23 protein-coding genes are annotated in these 23,818 nt (G+C 39.0%); 2 read left to right on the forward strand and 21 right to left on the reverse strand.

Annotated elements, in window-relative coordinates; translation table 11 throughout:
• Positions 1-50 precede the first annotated feature (50 nt).
• Positions 51-725 carry a DNA alkylation repair protein gene (locus tag HCJ55_RS07780; RefSeq protein ID WP_185517681.1) on the forward strand — a complete coding sequence of 225 codons (675 nt, stop codon included), beginning with the start codon at positions 51-53 and terminating at the stop codon, positions 723-725.
• Between the two features lie 66 nt (positions 726-791).
• Positions 792-1,124, forward strand: coding sequence for a putative heavy metal-binding protein (locus HCJ55_RS07785; protein ID WP_003725735.1), 333 nt, complete (start codon positions 792-794; stop codon positions 1,122-1,124).
• A 51-nt stretch (positions 1,125-1,175) separates the two neighbouring features.
• Here HCJ55_RS07785 and HCJ55_RS07790 read toward each other — a convergent pair whose 3' ends face one another.
• From HCJ55_RS07790 to HCJ55_RS07890, 21 genes are all read right to left on the reverse strand, one after another.
• Complete coding sequence (locus HCJ55_RS07790; protein WP_185517683.1) at positions 1,176-1,634, reverse strand: YehR family lipoprotein; 459 nt, start codon at positions 1,632-1,634, stop codon at positions 1,176-1,178.
• A gap of 187 nt (positions 1,635-1,821) precedes the next feature.
• The gene (locus tag HCJ55_RS07795; RefSeq protein ID WP_185502687.1) at positions 1,822-2,280 is read right to left on the reverse strand and encodes a YehR family lipoprotein; all 459 of its coding nucleotides are present in this window, start codon (positions 2,278-2,280) and stop codon (positions 1,822-1,824) included.
• Between the two features lie 195 nt (positions 2,281-2,475).
• Positions 2,476-3,432: a ribose-phosphate diphosphokinase gene (locus HCJ55_RS07800; protein WP_003722728.1), complete on the reverse strand. Its 957-nt coding sequence runs from the start codon at positions 3,430-3,432 to the stop codon at positions 2,476-2,478.
• A gap of 49 nt (positions 3,433-3,481) precedes the next feature.
• The gene (gene glmU, locus HCJ55_RS07805; protein ID WP_185481398.1) at positions 3,482-4,855 is read right to left on the reverse strand and encodes a bifunctional UDP-N-acetylglucosamine diphosphorylase/glucosamine-1-phosphate N-acetyltransferase GlmU; all 1,374 of its coding nucleotides are present in this window, start codon (positions 4,853-4,855) and stop codon (positions 3,482-3,484) included.
• Positions 4,856-5,241: 386 nt separating this feature from the next.
• Positions 5,242-5,550 (reverse strand): septation regulator SpoVG, encoded by a 309-nt coding sequence (gene spoVG / locus HCJ55_RS07810; protein ID WP_003722726.1) that lies wholly within the window; start codon positions 5,548-5,550, stop codon positions 5,242-5,244.
• Between the two features lie 118 nt (positions 5,551-5,668).
• A complete protein-coding gene (gene spoVG, locus HCJ55_RS07815; RefSeq protein ID WP_185502943.1) occupies positions 5,669-5,977 on the reverse strand; it encodes a septation regulator SpoVG in 309 nt (102 codons plus the stop codon).
• A 685-nt stretch (positions 5,978-6,662) separates the two neighbouring features.
• Positions 6,663-7,874, reverse strand: coding sequence for an ABC transporter permease (locus tag HCJ55_RS07820; RefSeq protein ID WP_185502688.1), 1,212 nt, complete (start codon positions 7,872-7,874; stop codon positions 6,663-6,665).
• The gene (locus tag HCJ55_RS07825; protein ID WP_185391624.1) at positions 7,871-8,563 is read right to left on the reverse strand and encodes an ABC transporter ATP-binding protein; all 693 of its coding nucleotides are present in this window, start codon (positions 8,561-8,563) and stop codon (positions 7,871-7,873) included. Before HCJ55_RS07825 ends, HCJ55_RS07820 begins: the two co-directional genes overlap by 4 nt.
• Before the next feature lie 48 nt (positions 8,564-8,611).
• A complete protein-coding gene (locus HCJ55_RS07830) occupies positions 8,612-9,289 on the reverse strand; it encodes an efflux RND transporter periplasmic adaptor subunit (protein ID WP_185502689.1) in 678 nt (225 codons plus the stop codon).
• Complete coding sequence (locus HCJ55_RS07835) at positions 9,286-9,423, reverse strand: hypothetical protein (RefSeq protein WP_185504152.1); 138 nt, start codon at positions 9,421-9,423, stop codon at positions 9,286-9,288. The genes HCJ55_RS07830 and HCJ55_RS07835 overlap by 4 nt, the downstream gene beginning before the upstream one ends.
• 41 nt (positions 9,424-9,464) lie before the next feature.
• Positions 9,465-10,283 (reverse strand): pur operon repressor, encoded by an 819-nt coding sequence (purR, locus tag HCJ55_RS07840; protein WP_003722721.1) that lies wholly within the window; start codon positions 10,281-10,283, stop codon positions 9,465-9,467.
• 163 nt (positions 10,284-10,446) lie between these two features.
• Complete coding sequence (gene chbG, locus HCJ55_RS07845) at positions 10,447-11,184, reverse strand: chitin disaccharide deacetylase (RefSeq protein WP_185517685.1); 738 nt, start codon at positions 11,182-11,184, stop codon at positions 10,447-10,449.
• 21 nt (positions 11,185-11,205) lie between these two features.
• Positions 11,206-12,081 carry a 4-(cytidine 5'-diphospho)-2-C-methyl-D-erythritol kinase gene (ispE, locus tag HCJ55_RS07850; protein ID WP_185481395.1) on the reverse strand — a complete coding sequence of 292 codons (876 nt, stop codon included), beginning with the start codon at positions 12,079-12,081 and terminating at the stop codon, positions 11,206-11,208.
• Between the two features lie 138 nt (positions 12,082-12,219).
• Entirely contained in the window at positions 12,220-12,477 is a 258-nt protein-coding gene (gene veg / locus HCJ55_RS07855) for a biofilm formation stimulator Veg (RefSeq protein WP_008946594.1), read from the reverse strand.
• Positions 12,478-12,596: 119 nt separating this feature from the next.
• Complete coding sequence (gene rsmA, locus HCJ55_RS07860; RefSeq protein ID WP_185517687.1) at positions 12,597-13,484, reverse strand: 16S rRNA (adenine(1518)-N(6)/adenine(1519)-N(6))-dimethyltransferase RsmA; 888 nt, start codon at positions 13,482-13,484, stop codon at positions 12,597-12,599.
• Positions 13,477-14,052, reverse strand: coding sequence for a ribonuclease M5 (gene rnmV / locus HCJ55_RS07865; protein ID WP_008946592.1), 576 nt, complete (start codon positions 14,050-14,052; stop codon positions 13,477-13,479). The genes rsmA and rnmV overlap by 8 nt, the downstream gene beginning before the upstream one ends.
• A gap of 101 nt (positions 14,053-14,153) precedes the next feature.
• Positions 14,154-15,344 (reverse strand): resuscitation-promoting factor, encoded by a 1,191-nt coding sequence (locus tag HCJ55_RS07870; protein WP_185502691.1) that lies wholly within the window; start codon positions 15,342-15,344, stop codon positions 14,154-14,156.
• 291 nt (positions 15,345-15,635) lie between these two features.
• Positions 15,636-16,409, reverse strand: a complete 774-nt coding sequence (locus HCJ55_RS07875) for a TatD family hydrolase (protein WP_185481391.1) — start codon at positions 16,407-16,409, stop codon at positions 15,636-15,638.
• Positions 16,410-16,505: 96 nt separating this feature from the next.
• On the reverse strand, positions 16,506-18,167 hold the full coding sequence (locus tag HCJ55_RS07880; RefSeq protein ID WP_185506555.1) for a glycoside hydrolase family 13 protein: 1,662 nt from the start codon (positions 18,165-18,167) through the stop codon (positions 16,506-16,508).
• A gap of 3 nt (positions 18,168-18,170) precedes the next feature.
• Positions 18,171-20,462, reverse strand: a complete 2,292-nt coding sequence (locus HCJ55_RS07885) for a glycoside hydrolase family 31 protein (protein WP_185517689.1) — start codon at positions 20,460-20,462, stop codon at positions 18,171-18,173.
• 2 nt (positions 20,463-20,464) lie between these two features.
• On the reverse strand, positions 20,465-23,767 hold the full coding sequence (locus HCJ55_RS07890) for a glycoside hydrolase family 31 protein (RefSeq protein ID WP_260451368.1): 3,303 nt from the start codon (positions 23,765-23,767) through the stop codon (positions 20,465-20,467).
• Positions 23,768-23,818 lie beyond the last annotated feature (51 nt).

The raw sequence follows: 23,818 nt of genomic DNA on the forward strand, positions 1-23,818 counted from the left end.
CTTAGCATGCTTTTTTGTTATACTTAATTTATTCGAGAGGAGAGCGCCGCATGATTACTTTTGACCAACTTAACACCGAACTTCAAACCTTAGAAAATCCAAACACCGTTAAAATTTTCCGAAATCACGGTTGCCCTGAAACATTAGAACTTTACGGGCTGAAAATTGGCGATTTAAAGAAAATTATTCGCCGGGAAAAATTGACGAAAAACTACGAACTTGCTGTAGAGCTAATCGAATCGAGCAACAGCGACTTGATTTACCTCGGATTGCTCGCGATTGATCCGAACAAAATGACTACTGAGCAAATCGAAAAATGGAATATTGCTTTTCGAGAAACGTGGTCACAACTAACTTTCGCACTTGCATCACTTGTCAGTAAAAGAGAAGATTCGCTCATTTTCGCCAAAAAGTGGGTTGAAAGTGATTATGATTTAACGAAAGCAATGGGCTGGCAGATTTTTAGCGAGCATATTAACGATTTGCCCGAAGCAGAAGAGCTATTAAAGCGCGCCAAAGAAACGTTACAAGCAGAATCCAACAGAACGCGATATTCGATGAACAGTTTCATTATTTCTTGCGGCATTTATAACGACGATTTGCATGAAAAAGCGATAGAAGCTGCGGAATCAGTCGGGAAAGTTCATGTGAATTTAGGGAAAAATGCTTGTAAAGTTCCGGACGCCATTTCTTATATCGAAAAAGCGCGAAATCGCAAAAATTAGCCGGATATCCTTTGACTAGAAAAAGCTCTAAGGAGTATGATAAAAGAAAACTGGAGGGATGAAATTATGATCGTAACAACCTCACCAAATATTGAAGGTAAACAAATTATCGAGTATAAAAAAATCGTTTTCGGCGAAGTCATCACTGGCGTTAACTTTATGAAAGATATTGGAGCCGGACTGAGAAATTTCTTCGGGGGTCGTTCGCAAGGTTATGAGGACGAGCTTATTAACGCTCGCGAGGAAGCGATTCGTGAAATGGAACAACGCGCGAAAGATATTGGCGCAAATGCCGTTATTGGCGTTGATATTGATTATGAAGTGCTTGGAGCGGATAACGGGATGCTGATGGTTACCGCATCTGGTACGGCCGTTGTTATTGAAGCGCAGGATTATTAAATAAAAAGAAGTATCCGTTTGAGCGGATACTTCTTTTTTGATACAAATTTATTATTTAACTTCTTTATAACCTTGAGATTTTAGCAATTTTACAGACTTTTTCATACTAATCCCCTTAGAAGTATCACCATTTGTAGTCATACCCGGGAGTTTCCTTATATCTTCTGAAGAAATTTTAGTGTAATCTACCTCTATCGTTTCAATAGCTTTATCATCTTTATATTCCATTTCCGCTTTTAATCCGTTAATGTTTTGAAACTTATCACTTCTTTCTTTAAGCATTTTTTCAGCGTCTTCTTTTGAACTAACGCCTAGCGCAGTGTAAGGCATTCTATTTTCAGCTGTTTGCTTCGTGACTTTGTCTCCTTTACAAGTGTATATCAATTTAGATTCTATACCATTTTGAGAAAGTTCGTACGTTTTTGTTTCTACTTTCCCTCCACAAGCTACTAACATCACTGCCATAACCATTACAAATAAAGCCATTGTTCCCTTTTTAAGTAATTTCACCGTTGTTCCTCCTCTTTTTGTTTCACATTCGCCTCAGAATAACCTAACTGCATTTGAGATACAATGGATTTTTTGTGAACTTTTTATAGCACGCCAATAGTTAAGCTCCGTTGTTATTAACGCACATGATTATCAAACAAAAAGAAGTATCCGACTGAGCGGATACTTCTTTTTTATCGTAAACTTATTATTTAACTTCTTTAAAACCTTGGGATTCTAGCATTTTTGAAGATTCTTCCATGCTAATTCCGCTTTCGATATCGCCACTTGCAGCGAATCCTGGAAGTTTAACTAATTCTTTTGCATCTGCTTTTTCGTAGTCAATTTCTAGTGTTTCGATTGCTTTGTCGTCTTTATACTCAATGCTTTCTTTTACACCTTCAACGCCTTGGAACTTATCGCTTGATTCTTTTAACGCTTTTTCAGCTTCTTCTTTGTTTTTAAAGCCTAGAGCAGCGTAAGTCATTTCGTTTTCTGTTGTTTGTTTAGTAACTTTATCCTTTACATAAGTATAAGTCATTTTTGTAGTAGAACCATTTTGAGAAAGTTCGTATGTTTTTGTTTCTTCTTTCCCTCCACAAGCTACTAACATTACTGCCATAACCATTACAAATAAAGCCATTGTTCCCTTTTTAAGCATTTTCATCGTTGTTCCTCCTCTTTTTTGTTTTACAACTGTCTAAGAATAACCTAAACGCCTTTGAGATACCATGGATTTTTTGTGAACTTTTCTTTTATAAAATGGTATTATTTTAGTTTCAGTAACATAATTTAGACATATTTTTAACACCAATAAAAAACAGGATTCCTCTAAGAGAAATCCTGTTTTTAGCTTAAAATTTTATTCGAATAAAGAACTTACAGAAGCATTTTCATGAACGCGTACGATTGCTTCACCAAGAAGAGCTGCAACAGATAGTTGTTCCATTTTGTCGATCCATTTTTCTTCTGGAAGAGCGATGGAGTTTGTAACAACTAATTTTTCGATTGGTGATTCTTCAATGCGTTTCATAGCTGGACCTGAAAGAACTGGGTGCGAACAACATGCGTAAACTTTTGTTGCGCCAGCTTCACGTAATGCTTTAGCAGCAAGCGTGATTGTTCCTGCTGTATCAATGATATCATCAATAATAATACAAACTTTTCCTTCTACATTACCAACGATGTTCATTACTTCAGCTACGTTTGGACGCGGGCGACGCTTATCAATGATAGCAATCGGCGCTTTCAAACGGTCAGCCATTTTGCGGGCACGAGTAACTCCACCATGGTCAGGGGAAACTACTACTAAATCGTCACCTAAATGACGTTCGCTGAAATAGTCACTTAGAAGGCGTACTGCGTTCAAGTGATCAATCGGAATATCAAAGAAACCTTGGATTTGCGGTGCGTGCATATCAAGTGTAATCATTCTTGTTGCACCAGCTGTTTCGATTAAGTTTGCTACTAATTTCGCTGTGATCGGTTCACGGCTTCTTGCTTTACGGTCTTGACGTGCATAACCATAGTAAGGCATAACAATATTAATTGTTGCTGCGGAAGCGCGTTTCAACGCATCAATCATGATCAAAAGTTCCATTAAATTCTGGTTTACAGGATTACTCGTTGATTGAATAACATATACATGACAACCACGGATACTTTCTTCAATGTTAATTTGGATTTCTCCATCACTAAAATGAGTAACGCTTGATTTCCCTAACTCAATACCTACTTCTTTCGCAATCTCTTCAGCTAGTTCACGATTAGAATTTAGCGAGAAAATCTTCAACTTTGGATCAAAATACTCGTTTGACATAATCAGCCTCCACTATTTTTATTAAAATTTTAAAATTCCCAAATGGAAATTATTTACCGTGATTCAAATGTTTCGCATAACCAAGTTTGTTGTCTTGTTTCGCGCGAGCAATGCCCAGCGCGTCATCAGGAACGTCTTTTGTAATAGTTGAACCGGCAGCTATGAAAGCTCGGTCGCCCACTTTGACAGGTGCAATCAAGTTTGAGTTACAGCCAACAAAGACATCGTCACCAATGATGGTTTTCGCTTTGTTTTTGCCATCGTAATTAACAGCTATACTTCCGCAACCAACATTGACGTTTTTACCAATTTCCGCATCTCCCATGTAAATGAAATGTGGCAATTTAGTTCCTTCACCAACAACTGCTTTTTTCGTTTCGACGTAATTTCCGATTTTCACATGATCGTGAATGTCAGATTCTGGTCTTAGGTGCGCATATGGGCCAATTTGAACGTCATCGCCAACTTTACTTTCGAAAATTGAGGAAGTTCTGACGTTTACTCGTTCACCGATAACACTGTTTACGATTTCCGAGCCGCTTGTAACCACACAATCATCACCGATTACAGTTTTCCCACGAAGCATAACTCCAGGTTCAATTACTGTATCTTGACCAATTTTTACATCTATATCAATATACGTACTTTCCGGATTAACAAGTGTTACTCCATTACGCATATGATTTTCGTTAATTCGACGTTGCATTAATTTGGACGCTTCAGCTAGGGCAATTCGGTCGTTCACTCCAAGTGACTCTTCGAAAGACTCCATTCTGTAAGCCGCAACGACTTCATCCGAATCTTTTAAAATTTTAATAACATCTGGTAAGTAATATTCTCCTTGCACGTTATCGTTAGAAACATTCTCCAACGCCTCAAAAAGAGCTTTATTATCAAAGCAATATGTTCCAGTGTTAATTTCCGAAATACGTTGTTCTTTTTCTGTCGCATCTTTATGTTCTACGATTTTTTCTACAATGCCTAGGTCATCACGAATAATACGACCGTAACCTGTAGGATCTTCAATAACTGTTGTAAGAATAGTTGCTTTTGCGCGTTTTTCATGGTGATATTTTAGCAAAGCTTCCATTGTGCTAGCTTCGATTAAAGGTGTGTCCCCACAAACAACTAAAGTTACACCATCTTTACCTGCAAGTTCCGCTTTCGCTTGAAGTACCGCATGCGCCGTTCCAAGTTGTTCTTCTTGTTTTACAAACTCGCTTTTACCAGCTAAATGCTCTTGTACTTTCTCAGCTCCGTGACCCACAATCGTAACCACTTTATCAACATTAAGCGTTGAAATTTGATCTACTACATGTTCGACCATTGGTTTTCCACAAACAGGATGCAACACTTTGTAAAGTTTTGATTTCATCCGTGTGCCTTGGCCAGCAGCAAGCACTACAGCATATCGTTTTGACATTATATAGAACCTCCAATATTCACTATTCATCCACTATGAATAATAACGTAAAATTTGCTTTTTTTCAAGAATGCGCCCAAATAAAAAACCTTACCTACATTTTTCAGGTAAAGATTCCATTTAAAGTTTTATTTGTTTGAAAATTCCGAAAGATACAGTGTGATTATTTATTTGCTTACTAAAAGAAGAATTTACACATATGCTACAAAAATGTTTTCTGAAATGGATCTGTTTTTGTAACATCATTAAAAATTCCCCTCCCTGTTTTATAATCTGCTTTTAATTATACCATAGCCAAAATAGAAGACCAAGGCTATTTATGATTTTTTTCATGCTTCTTATACACAAAAAGGGCTAGCACGGAGCTAGCCCTTGAAAATTTTTAATTATTCAGCAGAAACGGACTCAGATTCTTCTTCTGTTACCGCAGTCGCTTCTTCTTCACCAACGCGCTCATATTCAGCTAAAACTACTTCTTGAATTTTTGCACGAGTATCGGAATTAATTGGGTGAGCGATGTCACGGAATTCACCGTCAACACCACGTTTACTTGGCATAGCTACGAATAAACCGTTATTCCCATCAATAACGCGGATATCATGAACTACAAATTCCTCATCTAAAGTGATTGAAGCAATCGCTCTCATTCTTCCATCAGTTTCTACACGACGTAATCTCACATCTGTTACTTGCATTATTAGTCACTCCTTATCCCATTTGCCTCTTTCAAAAAGAATCTGCTTATCCCAGCCTAAATCTTAGGTACTTATCCCCCAGCTGTTCCCAACAACGTTCTCCCTAACCGAGGATTTTTTAGTTTTCTTCTACAACACTTTCGTCTGCAGAACTTTCTTCAGCTACTGCTGGTTCGTCCGCTACTTCATAAGCAGCTAAAACGGCTTCTTGAATTTTTGCACGGGTGCCTGAGTTAATTGGATGAGCGATATCTCTAAACTCACCATCCGGCGTACGTTTACTAGGCATAGCTACGAACAAACCCTCGTTGCCATCGATGACACGAATGTCGTGAATAACAAACTCACCGTCAATCGTTATTGAAGAAATAGCTTTCATTCTCCCATCTGTCTCAACACGTCGTAATCTCACATCTGTAATCTCCATTATCTTCACCACCTTAATCTAGTTGCGCTGCTAGTAAACAATGCTCACATGCAACTTAAGTACACACACTCGAGAAAAATTCCCCCATAGAAAAAATTACTTTTATAAGCAAGCAATATTCACGTAAAATTCTTCCCTATGAACATAATAATAAAAAAAACTAAATTTGACAACTTTGTGAATTGTAATCTAAAAAAAATAGTTTTTTTCGGAAAATCGTTGACATTTTCAGATTGTTCCTTCTAGTTTTTGTTTTGTATACAATATTTATCATTATATGTATAAAAACCTCAAAACCATTGCCATCACAGTATCATGATGTAATCATCATACTATTTTATAGACAATAACACCAGTGAAACGGTGCTAAATTTATCATTTCTAAAAAATAATTGTATACAATAAACGAGGAATATATGAGTTTTCATAGCTCATATATTTACAATATTATACTTCTCTATCCCTCTTGTTCCAATTAGCCAACAAATACTGTATACCCCAAAAATCCCATTCTAATGCATGATTCGAGAATTAATTTCACTTTTTTTATCGAATTTTTACCGAAAACGGATTTTGAAAGCGTTTAATTGTGACAAAAAGATTAAATATAGATGACAAGACATCTGCTAGGCTAATTTTGTAAAAAAAGAAACCCGAAATAAACTATTCCGGATTTCTTTTTTATTTACTCAGATCTTAAAGCGTCAATTGGTCTTAGTTTCGATGCCTTGTTAGCAGGTGCGATACCAAATATTACTCCGATACATAGAGAGAAGACAAAGGAGAAGATAATGGTTCCCGCTGTTATTCCTGAGGATATACCTGCGACAGAGCCGAATATAAGCGCTCCAGACACACCGATAAGTATCCCAATAACACCGCCACAAACACTAATAACGATTGATTCAATGAGGAATTGTAGTAGAATAGCCCGTTTTTTAGCTCCGAGCGCTTTTCTTATACCGATTTCTCTCGTTCTCTCACTGACAGAAACTAGCATTATGTTCATAATTCCAATACCACCAACAACAAGCGAAATGGCAGCAATTGCACCAAGCGCAGTAGTTAGCGTTGTACTAATCGTGTTGAAAGCATTAAGAATTTCTTGTTGATTGATTACTTGATAAGATGGTCCCATTTGTGCAGAAGAAGAAGCTTTTTCTTCTTGTTCTTTTTCGTCACCGAATTTAATTGCCAGACGCGATTCTAATGTATTTACAACAAAATCAACATCTTCAGCAGATTTTGTTTCTACATAGATTGTGCGGACGTTTGTATCTTTTAGTAGTCTTTGTGCGGAAGAAATTGGAATGAAGATTTGATCATCACTAGATCCCATCATCGAAGCACCTTTTTCTTTTAACACACCAACAACTTTATACGGCATTCCGTTCAATCTCACGGTTTCGCCAATCGGGTCGCCGAAGCCAAATAGGTCGCTTGCTACCGTAGAGCCGATTACAGCTACTTTCTGGCCATATTCGGTATCAATAGGTAGAAGGAAACGCCCTTCTTTCATTTCTAGGCTACGCGCGGCCTTGTACTGGTCATTCGTCCCTATTACTTTATTACTTGAGCTCTTATAGTCAAAAGTAGCATTTACTTGTCCAGACAATTCTGGAGAAACGCTTTTGACGCCATCGATATTTTGGTATTTCATTACTTCATCATACGTATATTTATCGTTTGGATTAACCGAACTATTAACTACTGTAATTAAGTTCGAACCCAAATCGCCCATTTGGTCATCAACTTCTTTAGTTACGCCGTTTCCTAGTGAAACTAAGAGAATAACGGACGCAACACCGATAATAATACCTAGCATGGTTAGAAACGATCTTAATTTACTTGCTTTTAATTGTTTCCATGCCATTTTCATACTTTGGAGAACGCTCATGCTTGTGTCGCCTCCTCATGGAATAATTTACCATCTTGAATACGGATACTTCTTGTACCGTATGAGGCGATAGTTGGGTCATGCGTGATCATTACGATAGTATTGCCAGCACGATTCAGTTCTTGCAGAATTCCCATTACTTCTTTACCTGTTTTCGAATCAAGCGCACCAGTTGGCTCATCTGCTAGCAAGATTTGCGGATTTCCAGCAAGTGCTCTAGCGATGGCCACACGTTGTTGTTGTCCACCAGAAAGTTGCGTTGGTAAGTTTCTGCGTTTTTCTAGCAAGCCTACTTTTTCTAAACATTCGATTGCGGCTTTTTCTCGGGCAGAAACACTTAGTCCTGCATAAATTAGTGGAAGTTCCACGTTTTCAAAAGCAGATAATTTTGGAAGCAAATTAAACTGCTGGAAAATAAAGCCGATTTTTTTGTTTCTGATTTCGGATAGTTTATTATCGCTTAATTTAAAAACATCTACGTCATCAAGATGGTAGCTGCCTTTATCCGGAACGTCTAAACAACCAATCATGTTCATTAAAGTGGATTTACCGGAACCGGACGGGCCAACGATGGATAAAAATTCGCCTTGCTCAACGGTAAAAGTAACATCGTCTAATGCTTTAAAAGTTTCTCCGCCTAGCGTATACGTTTTTGTTAAATTTTTCATGTCAATTAGCGGTTTTGGCATGTTTATCCCTCCTTCATACAATTTGTCTGATTTGTACTTACAAAAAACTTAGCTAGGAGCACCTGGAACCGTAGAAGTTTCTTGTGTAGGAAGGATTACTTTTTCGTCTTTTTTAACGCCTTTAGTGATTTCGATGTTATCTTCGTTATGAAGACCTGTTTCTACGATTTTTTTCACTTTTTTCGTTTGACCATTGTCTTTTTCTTCTGGAACTAATACGTAATATTTGTCGTCGCTATCTTTTTGGACAGCTTCAATTGGTACGTATAGTGCGTCTTTTTTCTCTTTTACTAAAATGGAAGCATCGGCAGTCATACCTGCTTTTAAGTCGTCTGTTTTATCAAGTGAAATAATTACCGAGAAGCTAGACACGCCGTTTTGGACTTGGCCTTGTTCTGCGATTTCTTTTACTTTTCCTGTGTAAGTTTTATCAGGAAGTGCTGTTACTGTAACTTTTACTTCTTGGTCTTTTTTGATGTTAGGAATATCAAGTTCGTCCATTTGTGCTACTAATTGAAGTTCGTCGTAATCTGGAACTTGTGTGTTTTCCGGGGAGATTGCGCCGGTTCCTGTAGCATTGATTTTCAAATCTCCTTGTTTTACTTTAGCTGTAACTAATTTTTCTTGCGTTACGGAGCCACTATTTTTCGACAGTAAGAAAACCGCACCAACGGCTACTACTGCGATAATAACGATAATAATTAACCATTTAACCCATTTTTTCATGAATGTTCTCCTTCTGCTTCTAAAATGTAGAAGCTTTGAATTTTATTATGTAGTAACGATAGAATCCATTCTACCATAAAAGTTAAATGAGTGAAGTACATCGCAAGGCTGATTTGTTTTTTGACGCTATTCACGAAAAATAAAAACCCCGGAAAATTTCTCCAGGGTTTAAAAATCAACTATTAAAGTAATTACCATCGACTACTTCGATTTGTTTTTCTTTCATGTTGACATTTTTTATTTTTACGAGTGATACGTAATCATCAACTAAGCGCTCTTCCGCATATTCGGATTCGACTAATACGCCAATTCCTACTAAATGTGCGTTAAATTCTTCTAGCAGATTTTTCATCCCGTTAATCGTTCCGCCAGCTTTCATAAAGTCATCCACGATTACCACATTGGATCCTTCTGCCAGGCTGCGTTTGGATAGTTCCATTTTTTCGATTCGTTTAGATGAACCGGAAACATAGTTAATGCTCACAGTGGAGCCTTCTGTTACTTTGCTATCACGGCGCACAATAACAAATGGAACACTTAAATGTTCAGCAACAGCTTGCGCAATCGGAATACCTTTTGTTGCAACAGTCATAATCGCATCTATTTTTTGGTTATTGAATTTCGTAGCTAAAATCTTACCAATTGCTTTGAGCGTTACTGGTTCCCCTAGCAAATCAGACAGGTACAAATAGCCTCCTGGAAGCAAACGGTTTGGTTCCGCAATTCTATTACATAGCGTGTGCACAAAATCCAGCACATCGTCATTTCCCGCTATTGAAATGTACTGTACACCACCAGCAGCACCCGGAACTGTTTCCAGCGTACCAATTCCTCTGTCTTCAAACGTTTTCTTTATGATGACTAAATCTTCACTAATAGAAGACTTAGCTGAGCCATAACGTTCAGCAAACATCGTAAGCGGCACTAACTTGCGCGGATGCGATAATAGAAACTGCGTCATATCAATTAATCGTTCACTGCGACGAATCTTCATAATCTCTCTCCCTTTGATAAAATTCCGTATATTAAAAAGCAATTTCACGTATTTTGTCCGTATTTTCTCTATTATAAAACGTTTTCTATAAAATTGACAACATTTATTATTTTAACGCAATAAAAAACCTGCCAAATAAACATCCTTTGACAGGCCAATGCTCTTATAAATCGCGGAAACTAATAATCTCTACTTCTTGTTGGCCTAAATATGCTTGTAATTCTCTTGAAGTTAGAATTGAAACTTCTTTGATGCGCGGCTCTACGTAACTAGATATTTCGCGTAATGTTTCATCAATAAATGCTGGATGGGTCATTACTTCCACTATATCATTTGTCCCAATATGCTCTTGTACTAATTTTTTTATTGTTTCAAAGGAGACGCCTTCTGCATAAAACTCTGTGGCGAATAAATCAGGTGTTTTGATAGCACCAAAATCAGAAACATCTGCATGACGTCGGATGCTCACACCATATTTTTCTGCTAGTTTATGTTGAACTGGGTAAATTAACGGCTCGATTGAATGATGTGTATCAAAGTGAGAAATAGTAATGCCGGCATCTAGGATTTTCTCAATCTGCGCGGTTAATTCGCGTTCTACTTCATCCATATCCACATCAGCTAAGCCTGATTCGAGCGCCGTATAATTTCTACGGAAACGGCCATCATCATCCGTTAATGTTTCTAAACCTTGAAGAACTGGCGATCCAAATGTTAGGGTCAAATGCGCACCGATATCCAGACCTGGGTTTTCTTTCGCTACTTCTACCGCCAAATCAAACGCCGGGCTATTAGCAAGCAAAGTTGTAGATTTTACGACGCCTCGTTTGTAAGACTCTAAGATACCATAAACTGCTCCTGGGCTAATTCCAAAATCATCTGCATTAAAAATAATTTTCATTTCTTTGACCCCTCACATTCATTAATTATTTGTATCGTTCTCGCCTTCACTCCAAGGCCTAACCATATAAACTTCCTCACAAAAGCCACGTAAGCCGTTATAGACACGTTTTGCTCTGGAGTACTGTTTGATAAGCGCAAATACTGTCGGGCCGCTACCACTCATTAAGGCCGCCTCAGCACCAAACGCTAACATCCGGTCTTTTATGCGTTTCACTTGTGGATTTTTTTCTAGCGTCACAGACTCTAAAACATTTCCTGTGGCTGCAAAAATTCCATCTAAATCGCCATTTTTGATGGATTCTATCATTTTTTCTGTGTCGGGGTGCTCTACGTTGTCTACTTGTAATTCTTTATAAATTGTTGGGGTTGATACACTGATGCTCGGCTTAGCAAGCACAATCCAGCAACCGGGAATATTAGGTAATGCGGAAATCTTCTCGCCACGCCCAGTTGCAAGGGCTGTTCCGCCGTATACGCAAAAAGCGATGTCCGAGCCAATTTCTGAGCTTATTTCAGCAATCTCTTCTATCGAAAGACCGAGTTCCCAAATAATATTTAACCCTTTGAGCGCTGCAGCTGCATCCGAACTACCACCAGCGAGTCCAGCAGAAACCGGGATATGCTTATCGATCGTGATGCGCACACCCATTTTTACGTCAAAACGCTTTTTCAAAAGGAGGGCCGCTTGATAAATTAAGTTACGACGATCTTCTGGAATAAAATGTGCTTTTACGTCCAGCACAATTTTGTCCTCGTCTAAGCGTTCTAAGTATAATCTGTCAGCAAGGTCTATTGTTGTCATCACCATTTCCACTTCATGATAGCCGTCTTCACGTTTGTACAGCGCATCAAGTGAAAGATTAATTTTAGCTGGTGCTGTTATGCTTATTTTCATTTTTCTTGGCCTCCGCGTTCAAAATCTCTTTTTCTATTCTATCATATGAAAGAAAAAATATGTAGCTAGCGGCCCAAAACTACTTCTATGTAAAGCAAAAACCGAACCACATTATATGATTCGGCTACTTCAGCTTCATTACAAAGCTAATTCTTTATTATCATCTGTAAATACAAGTTCTACTGCGTCTGTTAGGATATCCGTGTAACTGTAGGATACTCTTTCGAAGTTGTTTTCATCTTGATCAAGCTCAACTATGAAAACGGATGGATATGTTTCAGCTAGGATACCGCAACGTTCAATCGTTTTCTTACGACCACCGTTTGCTTTCAATGTCAATGCTTTACCTAATCTAGAATCTAAATTCATCTTAATGCTTGCAATGGTTTTTGGCATTTATTTTCCACCTCACTAATAACTATTATAGCATAGTTCGGCTCTGAAATCAATAACCAAATATTTTAACAGTTGCAAGGGCTAACTGTCAACTAAGAAAGCGCTTTTTTTGAAAAAAATTATTTTTCTTTTAGAAAATCACCTAAGAAGTTGCTTAATTTCGCAAATTCCGGGATGTCTAATGTTTCTCCGCGGCGGATTAAATCTATCCCAATCGCATTTAAACCTTCTACTAGCTCTTCTTTGCGTGGTTTTAAAGCCGGGAACTTCGAAGCCAAATTATTCCAAAGTGTTTTTCTTCTTTGTGCAAATGAAGCTCTTGTCACTTCAAAGAAAAATTCTTCATCATTTACTTCAGCTAATGGTTCTTTGCGGCGTTTTAGATGAATAACTGCAGAGTCTACATTTGGCTGCGGCATGAAGACCGTTTTAGGTACGATAAACGCTAATTCTGCTTCCATGTAAAATTGGATAGCGATTGTTAGACTACCGTAGCTTTTCGTACTTGGCACAGCGCTGATTCGGTCGGCTACTTCTTTTTGTAGCATGAAAGTCATGGAATCAGCCGGGATGTTATCATGTAGTAATTTTAAAATAATCGGTGTTGTTACGTAATATGGCAAATTGGCTACGATTTTTAGTGGTAGTTCTGGTTTGGCAAATTGCTGCGCGATAACTTCCTTAACGTCTGCTTTTAATACGTCGCCGTGAACGACACGGACATTATTATAGGCACTTAGCGTATCATCCAAAATCGGCAATAAACGTTGGTCAATTTCAAAAGCGACAACTTCATTCGCTGTTTTTGCTAGCTGTTCGGTTAGGGCGCCTATCCCAGGACCAATTTCGATGACGTTTGTTTCTTTTGTTATTTCAGCTGTATCTGTAATCCGCGTCAAAATATTTGTGTCGATAAGAAAGTTTTGACCGAGGCTTTTTTTAAATAAGAAACCATATTTCTTTAGGATTTCCGTCGTTCTTCCGGGAGTTGCGATATCTTTACTCATTTTCTTCCTCCTGCATAATCTTTTGGCACGCGGCTACTAACTGTTCTTCGCTGATTGCAAATGATTCTAGTCTAGTTTGTAGTTGCTTCCCGTTTGTATAGCCAATTTTTAATATGTTACCGATTTTTTCTCTACGTTCTTTCGCTCCCGTTCCTCCGAGAAGGCCGAGATGGATAAGAATATCTTTTGAAATATATTGTTTTTCAGTGGGGGATCCACTTGTATGAAAATGCGCTAATGCTTCGCGAATGTTCGCACTGCTTGCATGTTCTACTCCAAGTCCGCGTCCAGCTTTTGGTAAGGCATCTTGTCGGTTGATAAATGCGTGTTTACAACCTGGTACCGCTGAATCAATCTGTTTTCGGATTTTTTCACCGGGAAAATCTGGATCTGTAAAAATAATAACGCCGCGAAGTTCTTGGGCATGTCTAATTTTTTCTATCGTTTCTTGTGAAAGTGCGGATCCATTAGTTTCGATGGTATCAGCAATAACAGAACGATTAATCGCCGTTGTGTCATCTCGTCCTTCTACGACAATAAATTCATGTATTACAGGCTTCCCGCTCATAATGACTACATCCTTTTTTATAAAATAAGTAAATCCATCATACCACATTTTGGGCAAAGAAAAAACGAGGCCCTATGAGTCAGCCTCGTTTTTATACGAATTTAGTCTAACACTTTGACAGTTACCATTCTTCTACCCCATGAATAGCACTGACTTTCACTTGGGAAATATACGTCAACGATATTTCCTTTGATAACGCCGCCAGTATCTCCAGCGATCGCTACCCCGTAACCTTCCACCCAAACTTTAGAGCCTAGTGGAATAACGCGCGGGTCAACAGCGATTACTTTTAGTCCCTTATTGGCACTTAAATTAATACCGTAAGCTGTAATGCCGCCACCTGAATAGGCAGTAGATTCCATTCTATAAGTTTTGCCACCAGATGGGGCGCTGCTGCTAGAAGTGGATACTTGAGTCGCTACGGGTTTTGCTTTCGTACCGCGAGCAACTACTTTATCTACTTTATTAGAAGTGACATTTTCTGTAATGACATCGCGTTTTTTCTCTTTGCCATTTTCAAATGTTACTTTGTACTCAACTACTTTTTCACCATGTTTACCTTCTTGAACGACTTTTTCATCGCCTTCGTTTAGGCTATCGTCGTTTTTGTAAACTGTTTCGAATTTAACTTGTTCATTTTTCTTTTCTGCTTTTGACTCGACATATGTAACTTGTACAGTCATTTTTTCTTTTAAGTTACTGTCTTTCGCAGGTGACACGCGGTCATCTTGATCAAGTTTAATGTTTTTCTCTGTTAGTAAATCACTAACTTTTGTTTTTGTTGTCCATACTGTATCTTTTTTATCGCCGTTTTGTAAGGAAAGTTGAATGGCACGATCAATGTTGATTTCAAGGCCATCTTTTAATTTAGTGTCTAATGCTACGTTTAGTACATCTTGCGGACGAGTTGTAATATTTTCATCTTTTAGCAAGTCGGATACGTTTGCTTTTGTGCTCCAAACGTCTTTTTTCGTACCATTATCATTTATTGTAACTTGACGAGCTGGTAAATATTTAATTTCCATACCGTCTTTGATTTCTGCATTTTTTCCTGGAGCAATCTCATCACGTTCACTTACTTTAATTCCTGCTTCGTCTAATGCTTCAGCAACAGTTTTAGCATGTGTTCTTGATTCAATTTTTTCACCAGCGTTTACTATAGTGATATCGTTTTTAGTTCCTTCGAAAACGAAATAAAAAACCAATGCTACTACAATAACAAATCCTGCAATCATGATTGGTAATTTCCATTTTGATGATTGGGCTACGTTACTGCTGTTTTCCATGGTCATGTATTTCTCCCCTTTCTACTTCGCTAGTGATTATATACAGGGGAGGGAAGAACTGTCAATTTTTTCAATAGATTGTTCATATCTTCGCAAACTTTACGGATGAACGTTGATATAAAGCCATTTCTAAAAATATTATTCTTTTAAAGTGTCAAATGTAACAGGAATGTGTCATTTTTCTACGTCTCTGGTCGTAGGCATAAAATAAGGGTTTTTGTCCCAGTCGTGATTTTTATCTCCGCTAAGCTTAAGATTGGGTTACAGACTGGGCCTTATATTACAATTGTGTTACAATCAATCTTTCATTTTAAATAGGCGTTTCGCGTTTTCTGTTGAGTGCGTAGCGATTTCGCTATATTTCATTTCTTTCAGTTCAGCGATTTTTTCGGCAACTAGCTTGACGTATGCAGGTTCATTTCTTTTTCCACGATTTGGCGTTGGAGCAAGATACGGAGCGTCAGTTTCAATTAATAAACGGTCAATTGGTATAGCTTGGGCTGCAATTTTTGGTAATTTGGCATTTTTAAAAGTGACTGTTCCGCCGAATGAAATGTAAAAATTCATCGCTAGACATGCTTCCATTACTTCGACACTTTCACCAAAACAGTGCATAATTCCGCCTACTTCTTCGGCATGTTCTTCTTGCAAAATCCGAACAACATCTTCCGTTGCTTCGCGATTATGAATAACTATCGGTAAATTCACTTCTTTCGCTAAACGGATTTGTTTTCTAAAAACCTCGAATTGGGTTTCTTTTGGTGAAGTGTCCCAGTGGTAATCCAAGCCCATTTCGCCTAAAGCAACTACTTTTGGATGCGTCAGTGCGAGATCGCGTAGCCATTCCAAATCTTCGTCTGTGAAAGTGATAGCGTCTGTAGGGTGCCAGCCGACGATTAGTGAGATAAAGTCATATTTGTCGGCCAATATAAGCGCCCGGTCGATTGTTTCCTTATTAAAGCCTACGACGGCCATACGCGTTACATCGTTTTCCTGTGCGCGTTTTATTACTTCTTCTATATCATCGTCAAAAGCCTCGTCATTGAGGTGTACATGCGTATCAAATAGCAAGAGAATTCCTCCTAATAAAATCATTTCCTTCTATTATACTATAATTTTTGATGCAGACAAAAAAAGCCACCTAAAATACGGTGGCTTTCCTGAATTTTACTTCACTTGATAAACGATTGCTTCGTAAGGTCGTAAAGTTCCTTCTATAATATGGGGAATATTGTTTACGAGTACGGAAGCTTTTTTGATGTCGTTTAAAATGGTTTCATCTGTAATTACTTGTTCTTCTTCAGTGAAATTACATAGCACGACTAATTTTTCATTATCTGTATAACGTTCATACGCGAAAATTGCTTCATCTTGCGGCAACAATAAGCGATAATTACCAGTTGTGATAATTTCAGTCGATTTGCGCAACTTAATCAGGTTTTGATAGTAATAGAAAATCGAATCTGGATTTTTCAGCGCTTCTTCGTTGTTGATTTCTGTATAACGCGGATTGACTTTAAGCCAAGGTGTTCCGGTTGTGAAACCAGCATTGTCGCTATTGTCCCACTGGTAAGGCGTTCTCGCATTGTCGCGACCTTTTGTATAAATCGACTGCATGATGCTTTCGTGGCTATGGCCTTGCTCTTTGCGTTCTTTGTACATGTTTAGCGTTTCGATATCGCGGTAATCATCAAGCGTTTCAAAATGAACATTTGTCATGCCGATTTCTTCGCCTTGATAAATATACGGCGTCCCTTTCATCATATGCAGGCAGGTTGCGAGCATTTTTGCAGAACGAACGCGGAAACGATTGTCATTCCCGAAACGAGAAACGATACGTGGTTGGTCATGATTGTTCCAATATAAACTGTTCCAGCCATTTTCTTGAAGTGCCACTTGCCATTCGGACATATTTTCTTTTAAATCTGGTAAGTAAATTGGTTTTAAATCCCATTTGTTGTCGCCATCGGAATCTAAATTCATATGTTCAAACGTGAAAATCATATCGACTTCTTTGTTTGCTGGATCCGTATAAATTTGTGCGTCTGTTGTACTTGCACCGGGCATTTCGCCAACAGTCATCACATCGTATTTGGAAGTAACTTCTTGGTTCATTTCTTGCAAGAACTCGTGAATCCGCGGTCCATTGCAGAAATCGTTACCGGCATCGCCGTAAATTTGACCGTCTGGCACAGGACCGTCTGGGAAATCGGTATTTTTGGAAATAAAATTAATTACGTCCATACGGAAACCGTCAATCCCTTTATCTAGCCAGAATTTCATCATATTATATACATCTTGGCGTAATTTTGGGTTTTCCCAGTTTAAATCAGGTTGTTTTTTGGAGAAAAGGTGTAAATAGTACTCGCCCGTTTTCTCGTCTAATTCCCATGCTGGACCGCTGAAAATGGAACCCCAGTTGTTGATTTCATTTTCTTCGCGCCAGAAATAGTAATCGCGGTATGGATTGTCTTTGGATTTTCTGGATTCTTCAAACCATTTGTGTTCATCGGATGTGTGGTTAACGACTAGGTCCATTACGAGTTTCATATCGCGGTCGTGTAAACCTTGCAGTAATTTGTCGAACGTTGCCATGTCGCCATATTCTTCGTAAATTTTTTGGTAATCGCGAATGTCGTAACCATTATCGTCTTGCGGCGAATCGTACACCGGAGATAACCAAATTACATCCACGCCAAGCTCTTTTAAATAATCTAATTTCTCGATAATCCCTTGAATATCACCAACTCCATCGCCATTAGAATCATTGAAACTTTTTGGATAGATTTGGTAAACTACGCTTTTTTTCCACCAGTCTTTTTCTTTCATTGATTAAATTCCCGCCCTTGTAATTTTGTCTATTTTTTCGCCAAAAACTTGTATAGTCGTTACTTTAAGTTGTAAGTTTGCTTCACCTTGATGGCTTGCTTTTACGTGCGCTTCGCCATTTTTGAAAGTAGCTGTGAGTGTCGTTTTGGACACTGCTCCGTTTTCGTATTGGTAGCTTTTTCCATCATCATTATACACGTAACCTGTTGCTGCCTCGCCATCCAAGTATACTTCTAGCGCCAAACCTTGTGTTTCTTTCGTGTTTTGAACGCTGCTACCGACTGGCAAAATCGTTCCTGCTTTAATATAAATTGGCATGGTATCAATCGGCGCGTCTGCGATAATATAGTCGCCGCCCACTAACTGCTCTTTCGTCCAATAATTAAACCAAGTCCCTTTTGGCAAACGAACTAAACGTTTCACTTGGCCTTCGCGCACGATTGGCGCAACTAGGATATTTTCACCAAGCATAAATTGATCGTTTACTTGAATTAAATCACGTTCGTCTTTAAACTCCATGTAAAGCGGGCGAACGAGCGGCAAGCCACTTTCTGCCGTTTTTTGGAATTCTGTATAAATATACGGTAAAAAGGCGTAGCGCAATTCAATATATTGCTTCACGATTTTCTCCGCATCGGCACCAAATGCCCACGGCTCTTGATAAATGCTATCTTGCACACAATGATTTCTAAAATACGGTAAAAATGCTCCCGCTTGTGTCCAACGTATCAACATTTCTTTCGTACAATCTGAAGAAAATCCGCCAACATCGGCACCAGTAAACGCGACGCCTGATAATCCTAAATTCATAATCATCGGCAGCGACATTTCCAAATGCTCCCAGTGACTACGATTATCTCCTGTCCAAACTGCCGAATAGCGCTGAACACCAGCATAACCAGCACGAGTCAGCGAAAACGGGCGCTCATTTGGCACAAGTCGTTTTAATCCTTCAAAAGTAGCTTTACTCATGTATAATCCGTATAAATTATGCGCTTCTTTATGGGTTACATTTTTCCCGTCCAAATTATGCACAACATCCAGATCCATCGTTTTACTTTCATTAAATACAGACGGCTCATTCATATCATTCCAAATCCCGCGAATACCTAAATCCGTATAAAACTTATGCAAATCGCCCCACCAACGCTGAACGGTCGTACTTAGGAAATCCGGAAAAGCACTTACGCCCGGCCAAACATCCCCGTAATAAATCTCGCCTTCCAGCTTAGAGCAGAAATAATTGTGCTTAATTCCTTCCTGATAAACAGAATAATCGACATCTTTTTTAATTCCCGGGTCAACAATCGGCACAACATCAATATTTTGTTCACGAAGACGCGCAATCAGCTCTGGACCATTTGGAAAAGTATCCGGGTTAAAAGTGAATACGCGGAAATCATCCATATAATGTATATCCATGAATACGCAGTCGAGCGGAATTTGCTTTTCTTTAAAAGTATTCGCAATCCGTTCCACTTCTTCTTCCGAGGTATAGCTGTAGCGCGACTGATGGTAACCCAGCGACCATTTTGGCGGAAGTGGCGTTTTTCCGGTTAAATCGGTATAATTCGCGACAACTTCTTTCACATCTTCACCAAAAATGACATAAAGATTCGCTTGCCCGCCTTCTGCTAAAACGGTATACATTTCTTCAAAACTTTGGAAATCGAATTCGGTACGGTGCGAATTATCATAAAACAAGCCGTATGTAGTTTCCGCAGCATCCGCAATCATGAAAGGAATCGACTGATATAATTCTACTGTATCTTTATTATGCGGGCTGTATACATCCGTGTTCCACATGCTAATAATTGAGCCAGCTTTGTTTAAAGCACCCGTTTTTTCGCCTAAGCCAAAAATCGCTGTGCCAGGTTCGCTTTTAATCGAAAATTGGTGCGCTTTGTCGCGATTAATTGCCAAGCCTTCTGTTTGGAAAATGATTTTCCCCGCTTGCTTCATACTAATTTGGAAAGGATTTTTATAAACAATAATCTCTTTATCCGCAAAATGAAGCTCGTAGTGGTCATTTGTTTCCGTAAATTTGGCAGCTTGTTTTTCAGTATCATGAATTGCTGCAATCGAAGGCGTTAAATCTAGTTCGCCAAATGGGTTCACCGTCACGCGGGCAATTTTTTCATTTACAAAATAGCAGCTGAACTGACCGATATCAAGTGTGCCAGTCAGGCAATTATCCGCCCAACCAGCCGTTTTCACTTGATTTATTTTTCTTGGAAATGCTGTTTTTTGTTTTACATTGGATGGTAAAATCGCAAAACTTGTGGAAGCATCCATCGTTATCTTCCTTTCTTTATTTGTACTTTTTTGGTTGTGCCGATTACTTCAACTTCATAGGAAGCCGTATTTGTTTGAACAGAAACAATTACTTCGTCCGCATTTTCGGTTACTTTTACGAGCCATTTTTCTGATAAGTGATCAGTAATTTCTTCTGTGAAGTCTCCATCTAAATAAACTTTTAGTAATGGAGTGTCGTATTCTTCTACCGTATTTCCAACCCATGAGCCAAGTTTCAACGTAGCGTCTACATTACATAGCACTGCTTTTCCGCCACGAATGAAAACTGGGATTTCTTCTTTATCAGCTTTACATTTGCGTAAAGTCGGTCCGCTCACTTTTGTTCCATTCCAGAAGTCATACCAAGTTCCTTCTGGCAAATATACTTCTCTGGAACGCACGCCGTCTTCGATTACTGGCGCGATTAGCATAGCTTCCCCGAATAAATATTGGTCATACATATCTGAAACACGCGGATCTTCTTTATAATCAAGCAGAAGCGCACGCATCATCGGCATGCCAGTTTCGACAGATTTCAACGATTCATTATAAATATAAGGTAAAATGTTCATTCTTACATTCGCGAAATGGCGGTAAATCGGGATAACCGAGTCGTCACCAGTCCGAGAAGCAATGTTCCACGGCGTCCGGTCTTGGTTGAATTCGGCTTTACTTTCGGCATGATACTGCATAATTGGGCAGAAAGTAGCCATTTCAGCAGAACGAATAAATAGCTCGGCAGTCGGAATATCACCATTAAAGCCCGCAAAATCAAAGCTCCAAAACGGAATTCCGGAAAATCCGGCTGAAAGTCCAGCAATAAGTGATCTTCTAAACGCATCAAAAGTAGAACGTTCGTCACCAGCCCAGTGCGCCGGGAAATTTTGTGCGCCAGTATAGCCAGCACGACTAAATGTCATCCCATTATTTTGTTGCGCGAATTGGTAGTACGCTTCTACGTAATCATTCGGATAAAGATTGCGCATTTCATCGCCGCGTCTGCCATCAGCAAATTGTAGATTTTCACCAAAGACGAATTCGCCGCCGTCTGTTTTAAAGCCATCGACGCCAATATCAATTAAGTATTGTCGTTTATCGAACCACCATTTTTTGCCTTCTTCGTTGGAGAAATCCATAATCAAGCTTTCTGTGAACCAGTTTTCTGGAATACGGTACGGTGAGCCATCTGGATTTTTCACTACGTAGCCTTTTTCAATCATATAGGCTTCTTCGCGGTCTTTTAGTGGATGCTGTTGGCGATTTAAGTATTTTTGAATTGGGATTTGCCAAAGAATTAATTTCATTTTATTGTCATGGATATAGTCAACCATTCCTTTTGGATCTGGCCATCTGCCCCATGAAGGGAATCTAATTTCATCGTAGGAATATGCTTCGGATGGCGCTTTTTCATCATATTCGGCGTCATTGAACATGTAATAAGTCGCTTCATCGCTCCATTGTTCGAGCACGACAACCGTTGACGGAATTTGCAATTCTTGCGTCGTTTCCACTTCATTTCGAACGACAGATTCGCGGTCCCAGTTGTTACTAGACATCCACGGTCCAAGCGCCCAAACTGGAACCATCGCTGGTTTCCCAGTTTTCTTCATATACTTGGCAACCGCACTACGAATATCACCCATCAATAGGCAAATATCTGTATCGCAGCCGTTTATCTCAACGGTAATTGTATGCTTATCGGCTAATTGGCTGCCCAAATCAAAGCTTGTGTAACGAGCAGTATCAACAAACACACTATAATCACGGTTCGTATGGTAAAACGGCATCGGGATATACGTTCTTGTTCCTTGATCACGATACTGATTATAAACAAAGCAATCGAGCACATTCCCGCGCTGACCTAACGCATTGTACCGTTCGCCGAAACCATAATACTCTTCTTCTTTCGGCGCATCCAAGTGTAATTTCACTTTATTGATCGTGCCCGTTTTATCGGTATACCATTGTAGCGCCGGATAAATTTTATGGGATTCTAAAATTAGTTTGTTTTTAAAATGCACTTCAATTCGCACTGGGTTGTTGGAAATAACAATCTCTATATCGCCTTTTTTCAGCCGGCCAGATGCTTTTGTTTTTATATCGCTTGCGTTAAATGACGGTTTCAGCCCGACTACAAGTTCATCGGATTTCACAGTAAATTCAACTGGGATGACGCTTGTTGGATTTTCTTTGAATAAAACCATCAAACCTTGCTCCGTCTCGCAAATTGCGGCTTCTTCTGACCAGTGTTTCCAGATCGGTTCGACAATGTAATCCTCTGATGTCAAAGTCGTTTGGTCTTTCAATGTTGCTCGGAAATAGTACGAATACGCACCAACTTCTTCTAGCGGAGGCACGAGCGCTTCCCAAATTTGCACATCATTTTTTTCCTTTTTCTCACATAAAATGGTCCAGTCTTTCTCTTTTAAAACTAGTTCGACTTGAATTGCTTCGATGTCAGAAATAACTTCGCAGGCAGCCGAAAAATGCATTTCCGTTTCCGGATAATGCGGCGTACGCTCGGTTAGTTGCTGCTCATAACGGTTTTCATGTCCAAATGGGTCATGCAAAATATGCGCGGCTACTTCACTTTCCATTGCGCGGAAAGCTTGGTTAATCGCAATGAAAATCGCGCCAAGTTCGTCGTTGTCTTCCATTTTTATCGCCATATTCAAATAATGCAATGCTTTATCTTGATCACTTTTCTCCAAGAAGTAAAGTGCCAGCAGTGCCGTCGCAAATGAGCTAACTTTCGGCGCGCCAGAGTAAGGCAAAACACCGTCATCTTGCACTAATTGTTGTTCCATTTTGCCAACAGCTGCTACCATAACAAGATCTTCCGGCGAAAAAAGGCCGAATGGAAGTACAGAAAGCAGTTGGTCGGTGGATACTTTTCGGGTGTTAAATCCAGTAAGGACGCTATCTCCTTTAAGTAAATTATCAAAACAATAGTCGCGAATCGTTGTAATTGTTTGTTGTAATTCTGGTTTTGGGAAGGTGTTTTTCACATCTAACAAAGCAGAATACACACTTGAAATTGTCGCTAAATAAATATCATTCTCCGCGGAACCCCAAACAGATTTTTCCGGACGATTCCAATTTTCAACTAAGAAAGAAATAACGGGCTCTACTTCCGCTCTATCATAATGATTGATTTTACTGCTGAGCCATAGCCATGAAGCTGTTTCAAGGACAGAATCCGCCTGCAAATCGGGTTTTGTTTCCGCCAAAATCGGTTTAATTTTTTCGTTTTTTCCTTCTATTAAATGCAAGTAACCCTGCATTAATTTTGTGAATTTAGACATGTTCTATTTCCTTTCTTGGATATACTAAAGTGGCAGTCTAATTTGTAAAGT

Source organism: Listeria marthii (assembly GCF_014227425.1).
In the GTDB taxonomy this organism is placed as follows: domain Bacteria; phylum Bacillota; class Bacilli; order Lactobacillales; family Listeriaceae; genus Listeria; species Listeria marthii.